Here is a 23196-nt window from a genome sequence, read left to right on the forward strand (position 1 = left end):
AACGAATGATTTGTAGTACAATAGAGCAGGCACGGCCGAAGCAGGGTGTTATTTCGCCCGCCCGGCCCATATGTATAAAAAGGACGACCCCGCGCAGAAAGGATGGAACGAATGAACTGGATCGAGCTGTTGAAGGCGGTTATTTTAGGGATGGTCGAGGGGCTGACCGAGTTTGCCCCTGTGTCTTCGACCGGGCATATGATCATTGTGGACGATCTTTGGTTGAAATCGACCGAGTTTTTAGGCAAGTACGCGGCGAATACGTTTAAAGTCGTTATCCAGCTCGGCTCGATTTTGGCCGCTGTTGTGGTGTTTAAAGACCGATTTCTCGATTTGCTTGGTTTCCGCGGCCGCCATCCGGGCGGACATCCGCGGCTGACGCTTCTTCACGTCATCGTCGGCCTGCTTCCAGCCGGGGTGCTCGGCGTCTTGTTTGAAGACTACATCGACGAACATTTGTTTTCTACGAAAACGGTGCTCATCGGCCTTGTGCTCGGCGCGCTGCTCATGATCGCCGCCGACAAATTCGCGAAAAGAGCTGCGCGGGCGCAGACGGTCGACGAAATTACGTACAAACAGGCGTTTCTCGTCGGATTGGTGCAATGCTTATCGTTATGGCCCGGTTTTTCCCGCTCCGGTTCGACGATTGCCGGCGGGGTGCTCGTCGGCATGAGCCATCGCGCCGCCGCCGATTTCACGTTCATTATGGCTGTTCCGATCATGGCTGGGGCGAGCGGGCTGTCGCTGTTGAAAAACTGGCAATACGTCACGGCTGCCGACATCCCGTTTTTCATCGCCGGTTTTTTGAGCGCCTTCGTCTTTGCCTTGCTGGCGATCCGTTTCCTCTTGCAGCTCATCAACCGCATCCGCCTCGTGCCGTTTGCGGTATATCGGATCGTGCTAGCCGTTGTTATTTCTTTGTTATACTTTTAGTCGCGCCGCTTGGCGGAGGTGTTCCGCCGGGCGGTTGTTTGTTATCTTCTTTTACTCTGTTGGCTGGCATGCATTCCGCTTAGGGGAACAAAAGATGATGGATTGTAGAAGACCAAGGATTTAAGGGGAAATGTTGTGCTTCAACAAGGTTTTTCAAATAGAAAAGTCTTGAAACATCATCATTTGCTTTTGGGCGAGCTCCCTAAACCGCATGAATTCGTTGTTTTTCGCCAGTCCGTCTTCTAAAAAATGTTAAGAAAAGTAAAAAAATAGTTGTTGCTTATCTGTACTATGGATTATAATACGGATAAGCCGTTTAGTCGAGTTGCTTATTTCCATGCCTATGCAAAATAAGGCGATGCCGAAAAAACGGCCGTGGTTAGCCGCGTCAGGCATCGCCTGCTTTCACCGGCGGGCGGTGTCTTGAATGATGGAAAGCAATGTTTGCAGCGGATCGCTTCCGCCGGCTTTCTCCATGTTTTTCCGGTAGCGCTCTTTGTTTTCATATAGGCGGCGAATGGCGGCATAGAACGATTCGTTTGTCAAGTCTTCTTCCATCAGCACTTCCGCATAGCCCGCGTTTTTAAACGAGCGGGCGTTGAGAATTTGGTCGCCGCGGCTTGCCGCTTTCGAGAGCGGGATGAGCAGCATCGGCTTGCGCAAGGCGAGCAGTTCGAAAATGGCGTTTGCGCCCGCGCGAGAGACGACGATGTCGGCCAAAGCCAACAAGTGTGGCAGCTCTTCGTTGACGTATTCGAACTGTTTGTATCCTTTTTGGTCTGCGAGGCTTGGGTCGATGTTTCCTTTGCCGCAAATGTGGATGATGTCAAATTCGGCAAGCAGCGTTGATAAGTTGGCGCGCAAGGCGTCGTTGATTCTTTTCGAGCCTAAGCTGCCGCCCATCGCCAGCAGCACCGGTTTTTTGCCGTCGAACTGGCACATCCTCCGCCCTTGGGCAACGCTGCCGTGCTTCAGTTCCTCGCGGACGACGGCGCCGATGTAGACCGCTTTATCGGCGCTGACGTGTTGCTTCGTTTCCGGAAAGGTGAGGCAAATTTTCGTCGCAAAGGGCATGGCGATTTTGTTTGCAAGACCGGGCGTCAAGTCGGATTCATGAATCACCGACGGTACACCGTTCAGCCAGGCGCCAAGAATGACGGGAACGGAGACGAATCCGCCTTTGGAGAACACGACGTCCGGCCTTTCTTTTTGGATAAGGCGGTACGCCTGCCAAACGCCTTTTAGCACGTTGAACGGATCTTTAAAGTTTTTCCAGTCAAAATAGCGTCGCAGTTTTCCGGTCGAAACCGAATAGTACGGTACGCCGTCGATGCGGCCGATGATCTCCCGTTCAATTCCCTCGTGAGAGCCGATGTAGATGATGTCCCAGCCTTGTGCTTTTAGTTTCGGAATCAAGGCGACGTTGACCATCACATGGCCAGCCGTGCCGCCGCCGGTTAAGACGATTTTCTTTCGCAATGCAGATCACCTGTCTTTTTGCAAGATGAATAACGTACAATGCGGCCGTCCCGTTCCGGCCGTCCGGCGGAACGGATATGCCGATGAATTGCTCTTTGCGGCTAGAGTTTCATACCGATTATGTATTATAGCAGATGCAATGTCATTTATGGAGGAAACCGATCGGCTGGACGTTTCGTATAGAAAAAGGGAACGTTTGGGCGTCACATGAAAATTTCATTGTTTTTCTTTTGATTTTTTTTTCATCGAAATTATAATATTATTATTATAAATTTAGTAGTCTGTATTATATATTATTTATTATAAATTTAGTAGTCTGTTCGCACGTTGTGATTTTTTAAAGGAAAAAATATTGCGAGGTGAGGACGATGTTGGCATGGCTTTTCGGTTGTCTGATCGCTGGAATCATCGTTTACGGGGTTGTGCCGACGATCGTCATTCGCAAAAAGCGGGTACTGTTGTTTCGGGAAGGAACAGCGCCCGATTGCCTTGCTTTGACGTTTGATGACGGTCCTGACCCGTATTATACGCCAAAACTGTTGGATTTATTAAAGAAACACGGTGTCAAGGCGACGTTTTTCGTCGTCGGCCGCAAAGCGGAACGTTATCCGGACATTGTGCGGCGCATGGTGGAGGAAGGCCATGAAGTCGGCATTCACAACTATCGCCATATAAGCAACTGGCTTGTGCCGCCGTTTTGGCTCGATTGGGGGGTGCGCCGCGCCGCTGCGGCGATTGAGCGGGCGACGGGCCAACGACCGATTTATTACCGCCCTCCGTGGGGGCATTTTAACGCATGGGCACCGATCGTACAAAAACGGTATACGACCGTGTTATGGACGCATATTGTTGGCGACTGGAACGCCAAACTGGGGGAAATGGAGTTGTTCCGCCGGTTAAAAGGAGCGTTGCGCGGCGGAGCTGTGATTGTTCTTCATGACAACGGCGATGCGTTGGGGGCCGACCGGCATGCGCCGGAGCAAATGTTGTCAGCGCTTGAGCTGCTGCTGAAAGATGAAGCAGCGAGAAAGATGCGCTGGGTGACGATTACAGAAATGAGAAACGCGCAAACTAACAAACGAATCTCGTCGATGTGATGGGGGAGCCATGGAAACAGGTGTATGGTTGCCGTACGTTCAGTCGTACGGATATGTGACGCTGTTTTTGTTTTTATTTTGCGGCATTGTCGGCATCCCAGCGCCGGAGGAAAGTTTGCTTTTTTTCGTCGGTTTGATCGTCGCCAAGGAGCAGCTGCTGCTTTGGCCGTCGCTCGCGTCATGCTGGGGAGGAGCGATGACCGGCATGGTGGCGGCGTATGGCGCCGGACGATGGTGGGGGGCGCCGTTTATGAAAAAGTACGGCAAATACGTGGGAATTACGGACGAGCGGTGGGGGAGGGCTCAGCTTTGGTTCCGCCGTTATGGGAAATGGGGCATTTTGTTCAGCTGTTATGCGCCAGGCGTCCGGCAAATCTTCCCGTATATGGCGGGGGTAAGCCGGTTTCCGTTTCGGCCGTTTTTGCTGCTTGCAGCGCTTGGAACGGCTGGATGGGTCGCCCCGATGATGTTCGTTGGGCTGCTGCTCGGCCGGCATGTCCATATTCCCCTCGTTTCTTTCCCGCTTGTCGGATTGGCGTTGTTTTTGCTGTTTTTGCTTGCGGCGTGGATCGGACAGCGGAGGCGCAAAAATCTTTCGAAAGCTAAAGGGTGCGATCGATGATGAAAGTGTTGTTCTTGCCGTTGTTTCAAATGAACACGGGACACCATAAAGTCGCGGATACGTTGATCGATTTTTTGCGGCGCCAGTTTCCGGCGGTCGAAAGCAAAAAAATCGATTTTTTGAGCTATTGCAATGAACTGATGGAAAAAATGGTGTCAGAAGCGTATTTGCGCTGGATTCGTTCACATCCCGCTTCCTATCATCGCGTGTACAAAACGTTTATGTATCAAGAGCCGCCGCGGTTCGAGTTTGTTTCATTTGAGCCATGGCTGCCATATTTCGAAAGCAAAATGAAAAAAATGCTCGAGCAGGAACGGCCGGATTTGATCGTTTGCACCCACTCGTTTCCGTCTCGCATTTTGCAGCAGCTTAAGCGGAAACAGGCGTTGTTTGTTCCTGTGGTGAACGTCTATACCGATTTTTTCATGAACAGCGTCTGGGGGAAACGGTTTATCGATTATCACTTCGTCCCCCATCCAGAGGCGAAATGGGAACTGGTCACAAAATACGGGATTGACGAAGGGCGCATCGTGGTCACAGGCATTCCGGTTCATGATGCGTTTCGGATCACGACGGAAACGCGGCGAAAGAGGTGGCCGGCCCATATACTTGTCGCCGGCGGAAGCCAAGGGCTTGGCAATATGATGGCCTTTTTGCGGGCGGCCCGGGCATCGACGCTGTTTCGCTATTCCGTGCTATGCGGCGCCAACCGCCAGTTATACGACGAAATTTCCAGCTGGAATCTCCCGCACATCCGTCCGCTCCCGTACATTGCCGACCCGGAAGAAATGAACCGGCTGTATGATGAGGTGGACGCGGTGGTGACAAAGCCGGGTGGAGTGACGGTGAGCGAGCTGCTTCATAAACGCATTCCGATGTTTACGATCGATTGTCTGCCGGGTCAGGAGCGCATCAATTTGCAATATTTGCAGCGGAACGGCTTGATTTACCATTTAGCTGAACCAGACCGCGGCGAGCGGGCCATGTTGCGCCTGCTCAATGATGATGTTGAGAAAAACCGGTTTTTCCGCCGTGTGTCCGACTATTTCGCCGGGGTGGAGAAAACGGGGCAGGAAGCGCTCGCCGAAATGGTGGCGGCGATGCCGAGGCGTCGCGCCCAGCGTGTGCTTCACCCGTAGCGTGGGCCATCTAACGGACGTTAGATGGCATTTTTTTGTGCCGGGTGGATGCCTCAAGAGTAGCGAAACAAGCTGCACCGTACATATAAAATATCAGACCGTTGGGCGCGAAACGTGTTACAATAGGAACGATGGCCAAGGAAAGAGGAGGAACGAAGATGAAAACGAGAGTCGGAGTGTTGTATGGCGGGAAGTCGCCGGAGCATCAAGTATCGTTGTCAACGGCGATGGCAGTGATGAACGCCATCGATCCCCATAAATTTGATGTGATTCCGATTTACATTACTCCACAAGGGCAGTGGATTAAAGGAAAGCGATTGACCGGACCGGTCAAAGAAGTGAAACAGCTGCAGTTCACGTCGACAGCGACGGCCATGATCCCGGTATCTTTAAACCAGGTGCCGGCGTCGGAATCGTCGTCTGCGGACAGCGAGGAAACGATTGACGTCATCTTCCCGCTTTTGCATGGGCCGAACGGCGAAGACGGAACTGTGCAAGGACTGCTCGAAATGTTAAACCTCCCGTACGTAGGCAACGGTGTGCTTGCCTCGGCCGTCGGCATGGATAAAGTGATTATGAAAAACTTGTTTGCCCAAGCCGGGCTGCGCCAGGCGAAATATGTGGCGGTGACCAAATATGACTGGCAAAAAAGCGGGGAAGCCGTTTACGACCGGATCGAACAAGAGCTTGGCTACCCGTGCTTTGTCAAGCCGGCCAACGCCGGTTCGAGCGTCGGCATTTCGAAATGCAAACAGCGCGGCGATTTGCACAAGGCGTTTGCCGAAGCGTTTAAGTATGACCGGAAAATCATCATTGAAGAAGCGATCGTCGGCCGGGAGATCGAGATCGGCGTCATCGGCAATGATGAACCGATTTGTTCGGTCGTCGGAGAAATTGTGCCAAAAAAGGAATTTTACGACTATGATGCAAAATATGAAGACGGACAAACGGAACTGATTATTCCCGCTAAGGTGACGCCAGAGCAGTATGAAACGATTAAGGAAATGGCCATTGCCGCGTTTAAAGCACTTGACTTGTCCGGGCTCGTGCGTGCCGACTTTTTCCTCGCTGAAGATGGCACTGTGTATATTAACGAAATCAATACGATGCCGGGATTTACCCCGTACAGCATGTTTCCGCTTCTTTGGCAGCACAGCGGCGTGCCGTATCCGGAACTGATCGAGCGCCTCATTGCGCTGGCGTTGGAACGGCATCAAGAAAAGCAGACGATCACGTACACATTTGAAAAATAAAGAGGGTGAAAGCGGATGATGAAACGGACGGTGCGGCAAATTGCGGAGATGTCAGGCGGTCGGTGCGTGAAGTCGGAATGGGAGACGATTGCCGTCAGCGGCGTATCGACAGACACGAGAGCGATCCAAGCCGGCAACTTGTACGTTCCGCTTATTGGCGCGAAGTTTAACGGCCATGCCTTTGTGAACGAGGCGGTGCAAAAAGGAGCGGCAGCAGTGCTGTGGGCGGAAGCGGAAGGGACGCCGCCAGAAGGTGTTCCGGCGATTATCGTTGACGATACCCTTTCGGCGTTGCAGCGGCTTGCCGCCCGTTACCGCCAACAGCTTGGGCTGAAAGTGGTTGGCGTGACCGGCAGCAACGGCAAAACGACGACAAAAGATATGATTGCTGCGTTGTTGGCGGCCAACTACCGCGTGCAAAAAACAGAAGGCAACCTTAACAATCATATCGGCGTGCCGTTGACGCTGCTTTCGCTCGAGGAAGACACAGAGATTGCCGTTGTCGAAATGGGGATGAGCGGATTCGGCGAAATCGAGCGGCTCACGTTGATTGCCAAACCGGATGCAGCCGTCATTACCAACATCGGGGAATCACATTTGCAAGAGCTTGGTTCACGGGAAGGCATCGCCAAAGCCAAATTGGAAATTTTGGAAGGGGTGCACCACGATGGCTTGTTCGTCTACCATGGCGACGAACCGCTGTTGGCCGAGCGGGTCCCGCATTTATCTCTTCCCCGCCACGTCGTGACATTTGGAGCGGGAGCGGAAAACGACTACTACCCGACCGATGTGTGCATTGAAGCGGGGGGGACGTCATTTGCCATTAACGTGCTTCCGGGTCGGACGCTCTTTATGCCGGTGTTGGGAAAACATCACGTATACAACGCGCTCGCAGCCATCGCGGTAGCCCGCTTTTTTGGCGTCGATTGGGAAGGCATTGATGCGTCTCTCTCCCGCCTGCAAGTGACGCGCATGCGTACGGAAGTCGTCAAGACGAAATATGGCTTTACCGTCATTAATGACGCCTACAATGCTAGCCCGACATCGATGCGCGCCGCCTTGACGCTGCTTGGGGAATTAGGCGGCTACCGGCAAAAAATCGCCGTATTGGGCGATATGTTGGAGCTTGGTGACGAAGAAGTGGCGTTTCATCGAGAGATCGGGGAGGTGCTGCGGCCGGGAATGGTGGACTATGTGTTCACTTACGGGCCGCTTTCGCACCATATCGCCGCGGCGGCCGCCCCATTTTTTGATGATGGACGGGTGAGGGAGTTCGACGATAAAGCAGCGTTGGCCGAGGCCGTGCGTTCCGTCGCGACTTCGGATGACATTGTTTTATTGAAAGCATCGCGCGGCATGAAATTGGAAGAGTTGCTTCGATATTGGGTGTAACATCAAGCAACCCGAGAGAAACTAAAAGCGGCGTCACAGGCGCCGCTTTTCATTCGGGCGGGGGTGGAAATGATGATCGGCTGTTTATGTATTCACGGGTTTACGGGAAGTCCAGAAGAAGTGGCGCCGCTGGCCGATTATTTGCGAGAGCGGACCGATTGGATGATCGAAACGCCGACCTTGCCGGGCCACGGAAGCGAACTGCGGTTGAAAGGAATTACATACGACCAATGGATCGCAGCGGCGGAACAAGCGTTTTTAGCGCTCCATCACCGTTGCAGTGTGGTGTATGTCATTGGGTTTTCAATGGGTGGAGTGATCGCCGTCTACTTGGCGGAAAAATACCCGGTCGCCAAACTCGTGCTGCTAAGCGCTGCGTTTTACTATGTCAACCCGCGCCAATTATGGCGCGACATCCGCGAGATGTTTGCCAATGGATGGAAAGGAGCGCGGGAGCACCCACTGTTTCTCCGCTATCGAAACAAAATGATGGCGACGCCGTTTTCAGCTGTCAGGGAGTTTCGCAAACTCGTCCGCGATGTGCGTCCCCGACTTCCGCGCGTCGCGGCACCCGCGCTCATTGTGCAAGGAGAAAAAGATGGGATCGTGCCGCTAAAAAGCGCCTATTATTTATATGAGCAGATTGGATCGGCGGAAAAAAAGCTGTTGCTTTTGCCCAATTCGTTCCATCATGTTTGTCATAGTATCGATCGGCACGTTCTGTTTGCTGAGGTGGAAACATTTTTGCGCGCTGCCCATGCCCATCATTGCAAATCACCGCATAACATGGTATGATAACTGTCAAACCTTTCTCACGAATCAGGGACGATTTTGAATTTAAGGAGTTTGGATAACATTGACGACATTTCAAGAATTAGGATTAAGCCAAGAAGTGATGAAAGCTGTCGAGCGGATGGGATTTGAAGAAACGACCCCGATTCAGGCAAAAACGATCCCGCTCAGCCTGCAAAACAAAGATGTCATTGGCCAAGCGCAAACCGGAACTGGGAAAACGGCGGCGTTTGGTATTCCGATTGTGGAAAAAGTGGACGTAAAAAACGGCGCCGTTCAAGCACTCGTTGTCGCGCCGACGCGGGAGCTCGCCATTCAAGTGTCGGAAGAGCTGTATAAAATCGGCGCGGTGAAGCGGGTGCGCGTCCTGCCGATTTATGGAGGGCAAGATATTGAACGGCAAATTCGCGCCTTGAAAAAACATCCGCACATCATCGTCGGCACGCCGGGCCGCATTCTTGACCATATCAACCGCGGCACGCTGCGTCTTGAGCACGTGCATACCGTCGTGCTCGATGAGGCGGACGAGATGCTCAACATGGGGTTTATCGAGGACATTGAAGCGATTTTAAGCCATGTGCCGACCGGTCGGCAGACGCTCCTGTTTTCCGCAACGATGCCGGATCCGATCCGCCGCATCGCCGAGAGGTTCATGAATGAACCGGAGCTCGTGAAGGTCAAGGCGAAAGAGATGACCGTGCCGAACATTCAACAGTACTACTTAGAAGTGCACGAGAAAAAGAAATTTGACATTTTGACGCGGCTTCTCGATATTCAGGCGCCGGAGCTTGCGATCGTGTTCGGCCGCACGAAGCGGCGCGTTGATGAACTTGCCGAGGCGCTCAACTTGCGCGGTTATGCGGCGGAAGGCATCCACGGCGATTTAAGCCAGGCGAAGCGCCTGTCGGTGTTGCGCAAGTTTAAAGAAGGATCGATCGAAATTTTAGTCGCAACCGACGTTGCCGCGCGCGGATTGGATATTTCCGGCGTGACGCACGTATATAACTTCGACATCCCGCAGGATCCGGAAAGCTACGTCCATCGGATCGGGCGGACAGGTCGCGCCGGGAAAATGGGTGTGGCGATGACGTTTGTCACGCCAAGGGAGATCGGCCAACTTCACCATATTGAGCGGACGACGAAGCGGAAAATGGAGCGGATGAAGCCGCCGACGCTCGATGAGGCGCTGGAAGGCCAACAGCGCATTGCCATTGAGAAGCTTCTCAATGTGGCGGAAACGGAAAACTTGTCGTTTTACAAGCGGGCCGCCGAGGAGCTGCTGGAAGAGCATGATTCGGTGACGCTTGTCGCCGCCTGCTTGAAAATGTTGACGCGCGAGCCGGATACTACGCCGGTAAAACTGACCGAAGAGCCGCCATTAGCGGTCAAGCGGGAGAAAAAACGGGGCGGCCGCCCGGACGGCTCCGCGCGCGGACGGACGAAAAAACGGCGGATTACGGCGCATTAAGCGCCGTTTTTTCATGGCCGGACGACATGAAACGACGGCGGCTCGGGGCGGACGGTCAAAAACGGAGCGAGCAGCCCGCCGGTGACAAAGCCAAACAGATGGGCGATGAGGTTGCCGTCCGGCTCCATCAAGCCGAGCAACAGGTTGATGGCCATAGCGGCCAACAGCAACTGGGCGTGCCGGGGGGCGATGAGGTCGCGGCGAAAAAGGGCGAGATAGCTGTACATGCCAAATAAGGAGAAAATGGCGCCCGACGCCCCAACATGGCTGTACATCGGCGGAAGAAGCAAGGCGGTGGCAAGGTTGGCGCCGACGCCTCCCCCGATATAAAGAAGCAAAAACTTCCTTTTCCCAAGCGCTTGCTCGAGCCACGAGCCGAACAACCATAAGGAGAGGCTGTTCGCGGCTAAATGATCGAAATCGAGGTGCAATAAAAGCGAGCTGACAAGCCGCCAATACTCCCCATGGCGGATGGCGCCGTTCGTTCCGACGATGCTCTGCCAGACTGGCTCAAGCGCCGGAAGAGGAAGCGTGAACAACCCCCATAAGCCAACATGGACGAGCAACAGGATGAATACGGCGGGGCAAAGGCGAGGCAGCGGCCGACCGTCCCCGGTACGGTGAAACATGAACGAGCCTCCTTTCTTGGCAGGAAACCAAACATATGTTATTGCTATAAGCCATCTTATGCGCGACGGCCGGAAAAAATTTGTCCGCGGCCGGCAAACCGATAGCAGGGGGGGAACGCGATGATCATCGGCATCGGCATTGACATTGTGGAATTGGAGCGCATTCGGTCCATCCTTGCCCGCAGCCGCAAACTCCCGGAGCGGATTTTAACGCCGCGGGAGAAGGCGCAGTTTGATGAGTTGCCGCCTGCCCGGCAGGTGGAATTTCTCGCCGGACGGTTTGCGGCGAAGGAAGCGTACGCCAAAGCGCTCGGGACAGGAATTGGACGGCATTTGTCATTTCAGGATATTGAAATCGCCACAGATGCCTACGGGAAACCGCGCATTGCTGCTGACTGCGACCGCGAAGTCGTTCATCTTTCCATTTCCCATAGCCGCGATTATGCGGTTGCCCAAGTCGTCATCGAGCGGTTGGAACCATTCAAGCCGTTCGATCTTTGTCATAGCTAGTCTGCATATTCCCGGGTGTTGTCTCATATATTGTAGTGCATGGACAGAAACCGATATATGAGGCAAAGGGGTTGAAGCGATGGGCAGAAAGGTGCTTATGGCATTGGTCGGCATCATCTTTCTATTTGTGTTAGCTGGCTGCGGGTCCAAATCGCAGGAGGAAGTGTTCAAGGCGCTGAATGAAAAGATGGATGAGATGACAGGTTACCAAGCGGAAACGAAAATGACGTTCCACACCGGCGCCGAGCCGCAAGTATACCATGTGGAAGTGTGGCATAAGCAGCCGTCGTACTACCGCGTCAGCTTGAAAAACGCCGACAAAGGGCAAAGCCAAGTGATTTTGCGCAATGATGAGGGGGTATTCGTCTTTACACCCGCCCTCAACAAAAGCTTCAAGTTTGTCAGCGATTGGCCGAAAAACAGCAGCCAAGCGTATTTGTACGAATCGCTCGTCAAAGACATTTTGAGCGATCCAAAGGCAAAGTTTAAGGAAACGAAAAATTATTACGTGTTCGAGACAAAAACGAACTACCCGAACAGTGAGGTCGTCCCAACACAGGAGATTACACTGCGCAAAAAAGATTTGGCGCCGGTCTCGGTCAAAGTGATGGATACCGACCGGAAAGCATTGTTGACGGTCGAATTCTCCAATGTTGAATTTAACAAAAAGTTTGATGACGATGCGTTCGACACGTCCAAAAACATGACCGGGGCGCGTCTTGAGGTGCCAACGATGGCCGAAGGAAAAGAACAAGTGATGGAAGTCATGTACCCTGATTTGAGCCGGCTGCCTGAAGGAGTGAAAATGCTCGAGGAAAAAGAGGTCAAAAGTGAGAGTGGCAAACGAGTGATTATGACGTTTGGCGGCAAAAAATCATTTACGCTCGTTCAAGAAAAAGCGGAAGTGCTTCCGGCAACGAGCATGCCCGTCTTGGTGAACGGCGATCCCGTCGATTTAGGCTTCACCGTCGGCGCTCTCACCGATCGAACGCTGACATGGTCGTACAACGGGGTGGAGTTTACGCTCGCCTCGGACGATTTGACTCCACAAGAAATGATAATGGTGGCCAGCACAGTGCAGGAAAAAGCGGCAAAATAACGATGCCATCCGAAAAAAGGCGTGTCTCCCCGCTTCCGAAAGCAGGGGAACCGCCTTTTTTCTATTGCCCGATTGGAGTTGCGGCACCGGTGCAGCCAACCGCAGCGCCGTCCAACGTTTTTCGCTGTCTTCGCACGCTTTCCCCTATTCCTTCTTCCGCAATGGCATGGTAAACTAAAAAAGGACAAAAATGATTTCGAGCGCTTTCAAGTTTGCGCAACAGGAAAGGCAGCGAGAAACCATGAACGACTTTCATCGCGATACGTGGGCGGAAGTGGATTTGGACGCCATTTACGACAATGTGGCGAATTTGCGCCGTTTGCTGCCGGACGACACGCACATTATGGCGGTCGTGAAGGCGAACGCCTATGGACATGGGGATGTGCAGGTGGCAAGGACAGCGCTCGAAGCGGGGGCCTCCCGCCTGGCGGTTGCCTTTTTGGATGAGGCGCTCGCTTTAAGGGAAAAAGGAATCGAAGCGCCGATTCTAGTTCTCGGGGCTTCCCGTCCAGCTGATGCGGCGCTGGCCGCCCAGCAGCGCATTGCCCTGACCGTGTTCCGCTCCGACTGGTTGGAAGAAGCGTCCGCCCTTTACAGCGGCCCTTTTCCTATTCATTTCCATTTGAAAATGGACACCGGCATGGGACGGCTTGGAGTGAAAGACGAGGAAGAGACGAAACGAATCGTAGCGCTGATTGAGCGCCATCCGCATTTTGTGCTTGAAGGGGTGTACACGCATTTTGCGACTGCGGATGAGGTGAACACCGATTATTTTTCCTATCAGTATACCCGTTTTTTGCACATGCTCGAATGGCTGCCGTCGCGCCCGCCGCTCGTCCATTGCGCCAACAGCGCAGCGTCGCTCCGTTTCCCTGACCGGACGTTCAATATGGTCCGCTTCGGCATTGCCATGTATGGGCTTGCCCCGTCGCCCGGCATCAAGCCGCTGCTGCCGTATCCATTAAAAGAAGCATTTTCGCTCCATAGCCGCCTCGTACACGTCAAAAAACTGCAACCAGGCGAAAAGGTGAGCTATGGTGCGACGTACACTGCGCAGACGGAGGAGTGGATCGGGACGATTCCGATCGGCTATGCGGACGGCTGGCTCCGCCGCCTGCAGCACTTTCATGTCCTTGTTGACGGACAAAAGGCGCCGATTGTCGGCCGCATTTGCATGGACCAGTGCATGATCCGCCTGCCTGGTCCGCTGCCGGTCGGCACGAAGGTGACACTGATTGGTCGCCAAGGGGACGAGGTAATTTCCATTGATGATGTCGCTCGCCATTTGGAAACGATCAACTACGAAGTGCCTTGCACGATCAGTTATCGAGTGCCCCGTATTTTTTTCCGCCATAAGCGTATAATGGAAGTGAGAAACGCCATTGGCCGCGGGGAAAGCAGTGCATAATCTGCTTCAAAAGACAAAGGATAGAAAATGGAGAAATGACTTTGCAGCGCCGTTGTTTAATGGTATCATGAAGTGGAAGCAATGAATGGCTGCAGTTCGTGGAGGTGTATATTTGTGTCGGAATCTGGCGCAACGACGGAAATCATCGTTCGTTTGCCGCAGTCGCTGCTGACGGAGCTCGACGTCCTCGTCAAACAGGAGAACGGCAATCGCAATGAACTTATTTACCAGGCGACGAAAATGTATATCCGGGAGCGGAAAAAGCGGCAAATTCGCGAAGCGATGAGACGTGGCTACATGGAAATGGCGAAAATCAATTTATCTATTGCTTCTGAAGCGTTTCATGCTGAATACGAGGCCGATCACACCGTTGAACGCTTAGTTAGCGGGGGGTAATGCTTTGATTGTCAAACGTGGCGACGTGTATTTTGCGGACCTTTCCCCGGTTGTTGGCTCAGAGCAGGGCGGCGTCCGCCCCGTGTTGGTGATCCAAAACGATATCGGCAATCGCTTCAGTCCAACGGTTATTGTAGCGGCGATCACGGCGCAAATCCAAAAGGCAAAGCTGCCGACGCATGTCGAGATCGATGCGAAGCGCTACGGGTTTGAGCGGGACTCGGTCATTTTGCTTGAACAAATCCGTACGATTGATAAGCAGCGGCTGACTGACAAAATCACCCATCTGGATGATGAGATGATGGACAAAGTCGATGAAGCGCTGCAAATCAGCTTAGGGCTGATCGACTTTTGAAGCAAGCGCAAGGAAATCTTTCCGCTTCAGCGTGAGGGACGCCAAAACAGCAAGTGTTGCTGTGGGAAGATCAATCGATGCGCGTGGAAGCAGCATGGGTGCGCAACGTCTCATGGCAGCGATGTCGGCTCACCGGCCAAACGGGCAGATCGGCTCATGGAACGGTCTGTCCCCTCTATTGGCATTTATGTGTATTCTTTCACAAAGAGGCTACGAATAAGTAGCTCTTTTTTTGTCATCCCCGGTCCGGAACTCTCTCCCTGCCCAAGCTCGGTGCAACCGGCGGGGAATGATGGCTTCCTCTTGCTTCGAATGGACAAAAGATCAGCGGGTGCGTCCGGATTGCGGTGCGGTTGCGGCTGGGACATCGTGCTAACGGGAATATGTTGCGTGAAGAAACGTCGTTTGCCGTCTTCGGAAGGCGGCCGAAGTGTGGAATACGCAGAGACGGTCTAGCGGGTAGCTGTTTGCAAACATTGCTCATTTTCAGGAGCGAGTGTAGATGGGAGAACGTGCAAGGCTGTGCATAAGGAGGGAACGTGTTGGCGATTGAACAGCGTTTGATTCAAACGATCGCTGATGAACAACGGCTGGCAGCCAAACAAGTTGAAAACGTCATCAGCCTGCATCAGGAAGGAAATACGATTCCATTTATCGCCCGCTACCGGAAAGAGATGACGGGTGCGCTCGATGAAGTGCAAATTCGTGCGGTGCTTGAGCGCTGGGAGTATTTGCAGCATTTAGAGCAGCGGAAAGAAGAAGTCATTCGGCTGATCGATGAGCAAGGGAAATTGACCGAAGAGCTGAAAAACGCGATTATCAGCGCCACGAAACTGCAGCAAGTCGAAGATTTGTACCGCCCGTACCGGCAAAAGCGGCGCACGAAGGCGACGATTGCGAAAGAAAAAGGGCTTGAGCCGCTTGCCGATTGGCTTCTTTCCTGCCCTGCCGCCCCAACTCCGGAAGAGCAGGCCCGGGCGTTCATTGATACAGAAAAAGGGGTCGCAACGGCAGACGAGGCGCTGCAAGGGGCGAAGGACATCATCGCCGAGCGGGTGGCCGACGATGCCGCTCTTCGTCAATGGGCGCGGGAACAGACGTGGCGGAAAGGGATGATCGTGTCCACCGCGAAGGCGTCGGAGAAGGACGAAAAAAACGTATACGAGATGTATTACGACTACGAAGAACCTGTGGCGAAAATCGTCCCCCATCGTGTCTTGGCGCTGAACCGCGGCGAAAAAGAGGAGGTGCTGCGCGTCTCGGTCCAAGCCCCTGCCGAAGAAATCATCCGCTATTTGCAGCGGCAAACGATCGTCAACGAGGCGTCCCCGGCCGCCCGGCTCGTGGCTGAAGCGGTGGAAGACGGATACAAACGGCTGATGGAGCCCGCCATTGAGCGCGACATCCGCAACGAGTTGACGGAGAAAGCGGAAGAGCGGGCGATCCATATTTTTGCCGAGAATTTACGCAAACTGCTTCTTCAGCCGCCATTGAAAGGAAAAACGGTGCTCGGTATCGACCCAGCCTACCGAACGGGATGCAAGCTTGCCGTTGTTGATGAAACAGGGAAGCTGCTTCATATCGATGTCATTTACCCACACCCGCCGCAAGAGAAAAAGGATGAAGCGAGGACAAAGATTCTTCGTTTACTTGACGACTATCATGTGGATATGATCGCCATCGGCAACGGAACAGCCTCTCGGGAAACTGAACAGTTTGTCGCCGACACGCTGAAGCATGTGCAACGCGATATCTTTTATTTGATTGTCAATGAAGCAGGAGCGAGCGTCTACTCGGCTTCCGACCTTGCACGCGCCGAGTTTCCCGACTTGCAAGTTGAAGAGCGGAGCGCCGTCTCAATCGCCCGCCGCGTCCAAGACCCGCTCGCCGAACTGGTGAAGATTGACCCGAAATCGGTTGGCGTCGGCCAATACCAGCACGATGTGTCGCAAAAAAAGCTGGCGGAGTCGCTCCGTTTCGTCGTGGAGACGGTCGTCAATCAAGTCGGCGTCAACGTCAACACGGCGTCCGTTTCGCTGCTCCAATACGTCTCGGGACTGACGAAAACCGTCTCCGAAAACATTGTCAAACGCCGCGAAGAGCAAGGGAAATTCCGCAGCCGCGAGGAGCTGAAAACGATCCCGCGTCTTGGGGCGAAAACGTATGAGCAATGCATCGGGTTTTTGCGCATTGTCGACGGCGACGAGCCGCTTGACCGCACGCCGATTCACCCCGAGCGGTACGCGGAAGTGAAGCAGTTGTTGCAAAAGTTAGGATTTACAACCGCCGCCATCGGCAGCAATGAGCTTCGCCAAGCGCTGCAAGCCATCGATGTGAAAGCAGCGGCATCCGAATTCGGCATCGGGGAACTGACGCTCCGCGACATCATTGACGCGTTGTGCCGCCCAGAGCGCGACCCGCGCGACGAGCTGCCCAAGCCGATATTGCGAAAAGACGTTTTGAAAATGGAAGACTTAAAGCCAGGCATGGAGCTCGAAGGAACGGTGCGCAACGTCGTCGACTTCGGCGCCTTTGTCGACATCGGCGTCAAACAGGACGGGCTCGTGCACATTTCCAAGCTAAGCAAACAATACGTCCGCCATCCGCTTGATGTCGTCTCCGTCGGCGACGTCGTCAAAGTGTGGGTGGAAAGGGTTGATGCAGCGAAAGGAAGAATTTCATTATCGATGCTTCCGCCGGAATAAGCTGGAGAGGCTGTCCCGTACTGCCCAATGAACAGCAGGGACAGCCTCAAACATATGTTACGGACAGTGCTTCCTTTGATAAAAAAACCAGCATTGGTTTAACAGCTTAATTTGATCAAGATTTTTCTCATAATAGGCTCGTCTCATCTGATTTTTTAGCCACGTAGGCAAAACAGTCACCTCCCTAACATACGGAAAGGTAGTATATAATGTATGTAGCTGCGCATTGTCCTGTGCTGAAAACATAAAAGGGGGGCGCCTGTCATGGATCAAAAACGCTTGCAAGCGCTCGTTGAACAAATTTCCATAAGCACATTTGGCAAGCCGTTCCGCCATACCGCTTTCTTCAACCCTCGTTTGCGCACCACCGGCGGGCGCTACATGTTGCAGACGCATAACATTGAGCTCAATCAAAAACATTACGAGCAGTTCGGCGAGGAAGAATTGATCGCCATTATCAAACATGAGCTTTGCCATTACCACTTGCACCTTGAGGGAAAAGGCTACCGCCATCGCGACCGCGACTTCCGCGAACTGCTGCAAAAAGTGGGGGCGCCTCGCTATTGTCGTCCAATCGGCCAAAAAACAGACAGGTCGAAAACGATCTATACATACATTTGCACATCTTGCGGCCTGACGTACACTCGAAAAAAGCGCATGAACACCGCCCGCTACGTCTGCGGGAACTGCCGCGGGCGGCTTAAACTAGCGAACCAACGCCGTTGAACGCTTCCTTGCTTATGCCGAACCCTATTAGGAACATCCGCCGTGTCTTTCCCGAAGGAAACGAAACTTTTTATGGAGCTCTTGTATCACGGCACGGATATGCGAACGTCCTCTTCGAAAAGAGAGCAGTATCACATTTTGCAAAAAAAAGTGGTTGACAATTAAATTGGCCATATGCTAAATTATAAAAGCCGTCGCCAAACGGCGATGAAACAAACAGCAAAAAACATGTTGACAAAGAGTCGACAGCTCAATATAATAGACAATGTCGATTGTGAAAGTGTAGGAAATCTGAGCCGTTCCACAATAGTTCAACGACGAGCATTAGCATCATCGAATTCACTACAAGTTGTCTCGACGCATCTTTCTTCCTTGAATTATCTGGAAGAGGTAACGAGCACATCGTAAAGTATAGCATAATTTCTTCATCATTCCGCAATAGCTCAGCGGTAGAGCAACCGGCTGTTAACCGGTAGGTCGTAGGTTCGAATCCTACTTGCGGAGCCAGTGTTTGGAGAAGTACCCAAGTGGCTGAAGGGGACGGTTTGCTAAACCGTTAGGTCGTGACTTAACGGCGCGCGGGTTCAAATCCCGCCTTCTCCGCCACTTTCGATAGTCGCATGGCCCGTTGGTCAAGTGGTTAAGACACCGCCCTTTCACGGCGGTAACACGGGTTCGAATCCCGTACGGGTCACTTACAGCGCGGGGGTTTCCCGCGGATTGCGGTCCCGTAGTGTAGTGGTTAACATGCCTGCCTGTCACGCAGGAGATCGCGGGTTCGAGTCCCGTCGGGACCGCCATTACACCAATCGCTGGGCCATAGCCAAGCGGTAAGGCAACGGACTTTGACTCCGTGATGCGCTGGTTCGAATCCAGCTGGCCCAGCCACTTTATGTGTTAAATACGAGCCATTAGCTCAGCAACGAGCGTTACATCATCGAATTTACTTCGAGTTGCCCCGACGTACTTGACTTCTTCGAATAAGCTTGTAGAGGAAGGGGCATCGTTGTCTCGGAGTGTTATTGAACCCATGAGCCATTAGCTCAGTAACGAGCGATGCATCATCGAGTTTGCTTCGAGTTGCCTCGACGCACCTAGCTTCTTTGAATAGGCTGGCAGAGGAAGAGGCAGGTAGAGCTAGGTAGTACCTGGAGTGTATACCCAACCATGAGCCATTAGCTCAGTAGGTAGAGCAACGAGCGTTACATCATCGAGTTTGCTTCGAGTTGCCCCGACGCACTTGACTTCTTCGAATAAGCTTGTAGAGGAAGGGGCATCGTTGTCTCGGAGTGTTATTGAACCCATGAGCCATTAGCTCAGTAGGTAGAGCAACGAGCTTTGCATCGCTGAGTTTGCTACGAGTTGTCCCGACGCATCGTGCGTCTTTGAATATGCTAGTAGAGGAAGGGACATCGTTCGCTGTGAGTGTATACCTAACCATGAGCCATTAGCTCAGTAGGTAGAGCATCTGACTTTTAATCAGAGGGTCGGAGGTTCGAGTCCTCCATGGCTCACCATATTAGCGGGTGTGGCGGAATTGGCAGACGCACCAGACTTAGGATCTGGCGCCTCACGGCGTGGGGGTTCAAGTCCCTCCACCCGCACTGATTAGTCCATATGCGGTCGTGGCGGAATGGCAGACGCGCTAGGTTGAGGGCCTAGTGGGGGCGACCCCGTGGAGGTTCAAGTCCTCTCGACCGCATTCCACTAAACCCAAACATTATGTTGACAAAAGAATGAGTAGTTGTTATAATAAAATTTGTCGCTAAAAATGCGCTCGTAGCTCAATTGGATAGAGCATCTGACTACGGATCAGAAGGTTAGGGGTTCGAATCCTCTCGAGCGCGCCATGATCGGGAAGTAGCTCAGCTTGGTAGAGCACATGGTTTGGGACCATGGGGTCGCAGGTTCAAATCCTGTCTTCCCGATTTGAATATCTTCATCAATTGCTATACGGGTGTAGTTTAGTGGTAAAATCTCAGCCACGAGTACTGCCTTATCGAATCCGCTTCGAGTTGCCCCGACGCATCCAGCGTCTTTGAATGTGCTTGCAGAGGAAGGGGCACGGAAGAGCGTGGCGGATGTTGGTTCGAAATTATATGCGGGTGTAGTTTAGTGGTAAAACCTCAGCCTTCCAAGCTGATGTCGTGGGTTCGATTCCCATCACCCGCTCCACGAAGAAGCAAGAAGAGAAAAATGCAGGAAGTCACCTTGTTCCTTGAAAACTGAACGAAACGAAGCGCGTGCGCTATGACCATTGGTTTTGGCGCTGAACAAGCCAATCAACTTTCTTTGGAGAGTTTGATCCTGGCTCAGGACGAACGCTGGCGGCGTGCCTAATACATGCAAGTCGAGCGGACCGGATTGAGGCTTGCCTTGATTCGGTCAGCGGCGGACGGGTGAGTAACACGTGGGCAACCTGCCCGCAAGACCGGGATAACTCCGGGAAACCGGAGCTAATACCGGATAACACCGAAGACCGCATGGTCTTCGGTTGAAAGGCGGCCTTTGGGCTGTCACTTGCGGATGGGCCCGCGGCGCATTAGCTAGTTGGTGAGGTAACGGCTCACCAAGGCGACGATGCGTAGCCGGCCTGAGAGGGTGACCGGCCACACTGGGACTGAGACACGGCCCAGACTCCTACGGGAGGCAGCAGTAGGGAATCTTCCGCAATGGGCGAAAGCCTGACGGAGCGACGCCGCGTGAGCGAAGAAGGCCTTCGGGTCGTAAAGCTCTGTTGTGAGGGACGAAGGAGCGCCGTTCGAAGAGGGCGGCGCGGTGACGGTACCTCACGAGAAAGCCCCGGCTAACTACGTGCCAGCAGCCGCGGTAATACGTAGGGGGCGAGCGTTGTCCGGAATTATTGGGCGTAAAGCGCGCGCAGGCGGTCTCTTAAGTCTGATGTGAAAGCCCACGGCTCAACCGTGGAGRGTCCTTGGAAACTGGGGGACTGAGGGCAGGCGAGGAGAGCGGAATTCCCCGTGTAGCGGTGAMATGCGTAGGGATGTGGAGGAACACGGTGGCGGAGGCGGGGCTCGGGCCTGYACCTGACGCTGAGGCGCGAAAGCGTGGGGAGCAAACAGGATTAGATACCCTGGTAGTCCACGCCGTAAACGATGAGTGCTAAGTGTTAGAGGGGTCACACCCTTTAGTGCTGCAGCTAACGCGATAAGCACTCCGCCTGGGGAGTACGGCCGCAAGGCTGAAACTCAAAGGAATTGACGGGGGCCCGCACAAGCGGTGGAGCATGTGGTTTAATTCGAAGCAACGCGAAGAACCTTACCAGGTCTTGACATCCCCTGACAACCCAAGAGATTGGGCGTTCCCCCTTCGGGGGGGACAGGGTGACAGGTGGTGCATGGTTGTCGTCAGCTCGTGTCGTGAGATGTTGGGTTAAGTCCCGCAACGAGCGCAACCCTCGCCTCTAGTTGCCAGCATTCGGTTGGGCACTCTAGAGGGACTGCCGGCGACAAGTCGGAGGAAGGTGGGGATGACGTCAAATCATCATGCCCCTTATGACCTGGGCTACACACGTGCTACAATGGGCGGTACAAAGGGCTGCGAACCCGCGAGGGGGAGCGAATCCCAAAAAGCCGCTCTCAGTTCGGATTGCAGGCTGCAACTCGCCTGCATGAAGCCGGAATCGCTAGTAATCGCGGATCAGCATGCCGCGGTGAATACGTTCCCGGGCCTTGTACACACCGCCCGTCACACCACGAGAGCTTGCAACACCCGAAGTCGGTGAGGTAACCCTTACGGGAGCCAGCCGCCGAAGGTGGGGCAAGTGATTGGGGTGAAGTCGTAACAAGGTAGCCGTACCGGAAGGTGCGGCTGGATCACCTCCTTTCTAAGGGGAAAAGCGAAGGTCGCCCGCCTATCGGCGAAACGCGCTGGAGGGCCTGCGAGGAGGCTGTTGCCGCCGCAGCAGGACCGAAGCGTCGCGAGCCGATGGCGGCCGGAGCTAGACAGTACGAAAAGCGGAGGCGAGCGTTTCGCCGCGATGGGCAAATGTTCTTCGCCTGCAAGGGTGCTTGCACCCGGAAGGCGAAGGTTATTTGACCCCGAGCGGCGGCGAGCCGGAGCTAGACAGAATTTCTTGACAAAACCTATCGGTTTGATTATAATGACGCTTGTCGTTTTGTTTAGTTTTGAGGGAACTTTCCCTCCATGGGCCTATAGCTCAGCTGGTCAGAGCGCACGCCTGATAAGCGTGAGGTCGGTGGTTCAAGTCCACTTAGGCCCATCGGTTGCGGGGCCTTAGCTCAGCTGGGAGAGCGCCTGCTTTGCACGCAGGAGGTCATCGGTTCGATCCCGATAGGCTCCACCACTTTTCTTGATTCGTTCCTTGAAAACTAGATAACCGGAAAAGCGGAGGCGAGCGTTTCGCCGCGATGGGCAAATGTTCTTCGCCCGCAGGGGTGCTGGCACCCCGAGGGGGAAGGTTATTTGACCCCGAGCGGCGGCGAGCCGACCGATGCTAGACAATAAGGAAGAAGCCGAGAGCGCTGTAGGTTAAGCTAGAAAGGGCGCACGGTGGATGCCTTGGCACTAGGAGCCGATGAAGGACGGGGCAAACGCCGAAACGCTCCGGGGAGCTGTAAGCAAGCGTTGATCCGGAGATGTCCGAATGGGGGAACCCACTGTCCGTAATGGGGCAGTATCCATGCCTGAATCCATAGGGCATGGAGGGCACACCCGGGGAACTGAAACATCTTAGTACCCGGAGGAGAAGAAAGCAAACGCGATTCCCTGAGTAGCGGCGAGCGAAACGGGAACAGCCCAAACCAAGAGGCGTGCCTCTTGGGGTTGTAGGACCGCTCATTGTGGGAGTGAGAAAGGAACGGGGTAGACGAACCGGTCTGGAACGGCCGGCCAGAGAAGGTGACAGCCCTGTAGTCGAAACTTCGTTCCCTCCCGAGCGGATCCTGAGTACGGCGGGACACGGGAAATCCCGTCGGAAGCAGGGAGGACCATCTCCCAAGGCTAAATACTCCCTAGTGACCGATAGTGCACCAGTACCGTGAGGGAAAGGTGAAAAGCACCCCGGAAGGGGAGTGAAAGAGAACCTGAAACCGTGTGCCTACAAGTAGTCAGAGCGCGTTCATGCGTGATGGCGTGCCTTTTGTAGAATGAACCGGCGAGTGACGATGGCGTGCGAGGTTAAGCCGAAGAGGCGGAGCCGCAGCGAAAGCG

Annotated in this window: 18 protein-coding genes, 13 tRNA genes and 2 rRNA genes; 30 read left to right on the top strand and 3 right to left on the bottom strand. The window is 53.8% G+C overall.

The genetic code is table 11. The annotated features are described in order from the left end of the window. Nucleotides 1–111: 111 nt before the first annotated feature. Nucleotides 112–933, top strand: a complete 822-nt coding sequence (locus AP057_RS15635; RefSeq protein ID WP_033016517.1) for an undecaprenyl-diphosphate phosphatase — start codon at nucleotides 112–114, stop codon at nucleotides 931–933. A gap of 405 nt (nucleotides 934–1338) precedes the next feature. Here AP057_RS15635 and AP057_RS15640 read toward each other — a convergent pair whose 3' ends face one another. Continuing rightward, nucleotides 1339–2412 carry an undecaprenyldiphospho-muramoylpentapeptide beta-N-acetylglucosaminyltransferase gene (locus AP057_RS15640; RefSeq protein ID WP_033016518.1) on the bottom strand — a complete coding sequence of 358 codons (1074 nt, stop codon included), beginning with the start codon at nucleotides 2410–2412 and terminating at the stop codon, nucleotides 1339–1341. A 368-nt stretch (nucleotides 2413–2780) separates the two neighbouring features. On the opposite strand from AP057_RS15640, the gene AP057_RS15645 reads away from it, so the two are divergent. The 7 genes from AP057_RS15645 to AP057_RS15675 all read left to right on the top strand — a co-directional run bounded on the left by AP057_RS15645 (nucleotide 2781) and on the right by AP057_RS15675 (nucleotide 10175). Then, nucleotides 2781–3509: a polysaccharide deacetylase family protein gene (locus AP057_RS15645; RefSeq protein ID WP_049624467.1), complete on the top strand. Its 729-nt coding sequence runs from the start codon at nucleotides 2781–2783 to the stop codon at nucleotides 3507–3509. Nucleotides 3510–3519: 10 nt separating this feature from the next. Next, the gene (locus AP057_RS15650; protein ID WP_049624466.1) at nucleotides 3520–4131 is read left to right on the top strand and encodes a DedA family protein; all 612 of its coding nucleotides are present in this window, start codon (nucleotides 3520–3522) and stop codon (nucleotides 4129–4131) included. Next, complete coding sequence (locus tag AP057_RS15655) at nucleotides 4128–5270, top strand: galactosyldiacylglycerol synthase (protein ID WP_055359165.1); 1143 nt, start codon at nucleotides 4128–4130, stop codon at nucleotides 5268–5270. Before AP057_RS15650 ends, AP057_RS15655 begins: the two co-directional genes overlap by 4 nt. Before the next feature lie 158 nt (nucleotides 5271–5428). After that, nucleotides 5429–6523 (top strand): D-alanine--D-alanine ligase, encoded by a 1095-nt coding sequence (locus tag AP057_RS15660; RefSeq protein ID WP_033016543.1) that lies wholly within the window; start codon nucleotides 5429–5431, stop codon nucleotides 6521–6523. A gap of 15 nt (nucleotides 6524–6538) precedes the next feature. Next, entirely contained in the window at nucleotides 6539–7915 is a 1377-nt protein-coding gene (murF, locus tag AP057_RS15665; protein ID WP_033016545.1) for a UDP-N-acetylmuramoyl-tripeptide--D-alanyl-D-alanine ligase, read from the top strand. A gap of 72 nt (nucleotides 7916–7987) precedes the next feature. Beyond that, entirely contained in the window at nucleotides 7988–8710 is a 723-nt protein-coding gene (locus tag AP057_RS15670; protein WP_011229735.1) for a carboxylesterase, read from the top strand. Nucleotides 8711–8771: 61 nt separating this feature from the next. Next, nucleotides 8772–10175, top strand: coding sequence for a DEAD/DEAH box helicase (locus AP057_RS15675; RefSeq protein ID WP_049626557.1), 1404 nt, complete (start codon nucleotides 8772–8774; stop codon nucleotides 10173–10175). A gap of 11 nt (nucleotides 10176–10186) precedes the next feature. On the opposite strand, the gene AP057_RS15680 is transcribed toward AP057_RS15675, so the two are convergent. Further along, nucleotides 10187–10804 (bottom strand): rhomboid family intramembrane serine protease, encoded by a 618-nt coding sequence (locus AP057_RS15680; RefSeq protein ID WP_049624464.1) that lies wholly within the window; start codon nucleotides 10802–10804, stop codon nucleotides 10187–10189. Between the two features lie 120 nt (nucleotides 10805–10924). Here AP057_RS15680 and acpS point away from each other — a divergent pair, with 120 nt between their 5' ends. The 6 genes from acpS to AP057_RS15710 all read left to right on the top strand — a co-directional run bounded on the left by acpS (nucleotide 10925) and on the right by AP057_RS15710 (nucleotide 17277). Then, the gene (acpS, locus tag AP057_RS15685) at nucleotides 10925–11314 is read left to right on the top strand and encodes a holo-ACP synthase (protein ID WP_033010299.1); all 390 of its coding nucleotides are present in this window, start codon (nucleotides 10925–10927) and stop codon (nucleotides 11312–11314) included. Nucleotides 11315–11393: 79 nt separating this feature from the next. Continuing rightward, entirely contained in the window at nucleotides 11394–12413 is a 1020-nt protein-coding gene (locus AP057_RS15690; protein ID WP_055359166.1) for an outer membrane lipoprotein carrier protein LolA, read from the top strand. A 241-nt stretch (nucleotides 12414–12654) separates the two neighbouring features. Further along, complete coding sequence (alr, locus tag AP057_RS15695; protein WP_033016557.1) at nucleotides 12655–13821, top strand: alanine racemase; 1167 nt, start codon at nucleotides 12655–12657, stop codon at nucleotides 13819–13821. Between the two features lie 114 nt (nucleotides 13822–13935). Next, nucleotides 13936–14217 carry a CopG family ribbon-helix-helix protein gene (locus AP057_RS15700; protein ID WP_033010302.1) on the top strand — a complete coding sequence of 94 codons (282 nt, stop codon included), beginning with the start codon at nucleotides 13936–13938 and terminating at the stop codon, nucleotides 14215–14217. 4 nt (nucleotides 14218–14221) lie between these two features. Beyond that, nucleotides 14222–14572 (top strand): type II toxin-antitoxin system endoribonuclease NdoA, encoded by a 351-nt coding sequence (ndoA, locus tag AP057_RS15705; protein ID WP_003253417.1) that lies wholly within the window; start codon nucleotides 14222–14224, stop codon nucleotides 14570–14572. A 542-nt stretch (nucleotides 14573–15114) separates the two neighbouring features. Further along, nucleotides 15115–17277, top strand: a complete 2163-nt coding sequence (locus AP057_RS15710; RefSeq protein WP_049624463.1) for a Tex family protein — start codon at nucleotides 15115–15117, stop codon at nucleotides 17275–17277. Nucleotides 17278–17334: 57 nt separating this feature from the next. Here the strand turns inward: AP057_RS15710 and cmpA are convergent, their stop codons facing one another. Further along, nucleotides 17335–17448, bottom strand: coding sequence for a cortex morphogenetic protein CmpA (gene cmpA / locus AP057_RS17235; protein ID WP_121625977.1), 114 nt, complete (start codon nucleotides 17446–17448; stop codon nucleotides 17335–17337). Between the two features lie 93 nt (nucleotides 17449–17541). Between cmpA and AP057_RS15715 the strand changes: the two genes are divergently transcribed. The 16 genes from AP057_RS15715 to AP057_RS15790 all read left to right on the top strand — a co-directional run. Further along, entirely contained in the window at nucleotides 17542–18003 is a 462-nt protein-coding gene (locus tag AP057_RS15715) for a SprT family protein (RefSeq protein ID WP_033016555.1), read from the top strand. 432 nt (nucleotides 18004–18435) lie between these two features. Next, nucleotides 18436–18510, top strand: a tRNA-Asn gene (locus tag AP057_RS15720). Nucleotides 18511–18516: 6 nt separating this feature from the next. Beyond that, a tRNA-Ser gene (locus tag AP057_RS15725) sits at nucleotides 18517–18609 on the top strand. Nucleotides 18610–18625: 16 nt separating this feature from the next. Beyond that, nucleotides 18626–18697: transfer RNA gene (locus AP057_RS15730), tRNA-Glu, on the top strand. A gap of 30 nt (nucleotides 18698–18727) precedes the next feature. Beyond that, nucleotides 18728–18803, top strand: a tRNA-Asp gene (locus AP057_RS15735). Nucleotides 18804–18816: 13 nt separating this feature from the next. Continuing rightward, nucleotides 18817–18891, top strand: a tRNA-Gln gene (locus AP057_RS15740). A gap of 553 nt (nucleotides 18892–19444) precedes the next feature. Beyond that, a tRNA-Lys gene (locus tag AP057_RS15745) sits at nucleotides 19445–19520 on the top strand. Nucleotides 19521–19525: 5 nt separating this feature from the next. Then, nucleotides 19526–19607: transfer RNA gene (locus AP057_RS15750), tRNA-Leu, on the top strand. A gap of 15 nt (nucleotides 19608–19622) precedes the next feature. After that, nucleotides 19623–19705, top strand: a tRNA-Leu gene (locus AP057_RS15755). Nucleotides 19706–19776: 71 nt separating this feature from the next. Continuing rightward, nucleotides 19777–19853 (top strand) — tRNA-Arg (locus AP057_RS15760). Between the two features lie 4 nt (nucleotides 19854–19857). Next, a tRNA-Pro gene (locus AP057_RS15765) sits at nucleotides 19858–19931 on the top strand. Between the two features lie 173 nt (nucleotides 19932–20104). Beyond that, a tRNA-Gly gene (locus AP057_RS15770) sits at nucleotides 20105–20178 on the top strand. 114 nt (nucleotides 20179–20292) lie between these two features. Then, nucleotides 20293–21850 (top strand): 16S ribosomal RNA (locus AP057_RS15775). A 322-nt stretch (nucleotides 21851–22172) separates the two neighbouring features. Then, nucleotides 22173–22246: transfer RNA gene (locus AP057_RS15780), tRNA-Ile, on the top strand. Nucleotides 22247–22254: 8 nt separating this feature from the next. Then, nucleotides 22255–22330 (top strand) — tRNA-Ala (locus AP057_RS15785). Nucleotides 22331–22513: 183 nt separating this feature from the next. Further along, nucleotides 22514–23196: ribosomal RNA gene (locus AP057_RS15790) — 23S ribosomal RNA — on the top strand; the annotation flags it as partial.

Origin of the sequence: Geobacillus sp. Sah69 (assembly GCF_001414205.1) — a bacterium.
GTDB classification, from domain to species: Bacteria; Bacillota; Bacilli; order Bacillales; family Anoxybacillaceae; genus Geobacillus; species Geobacillus stearothermophilus.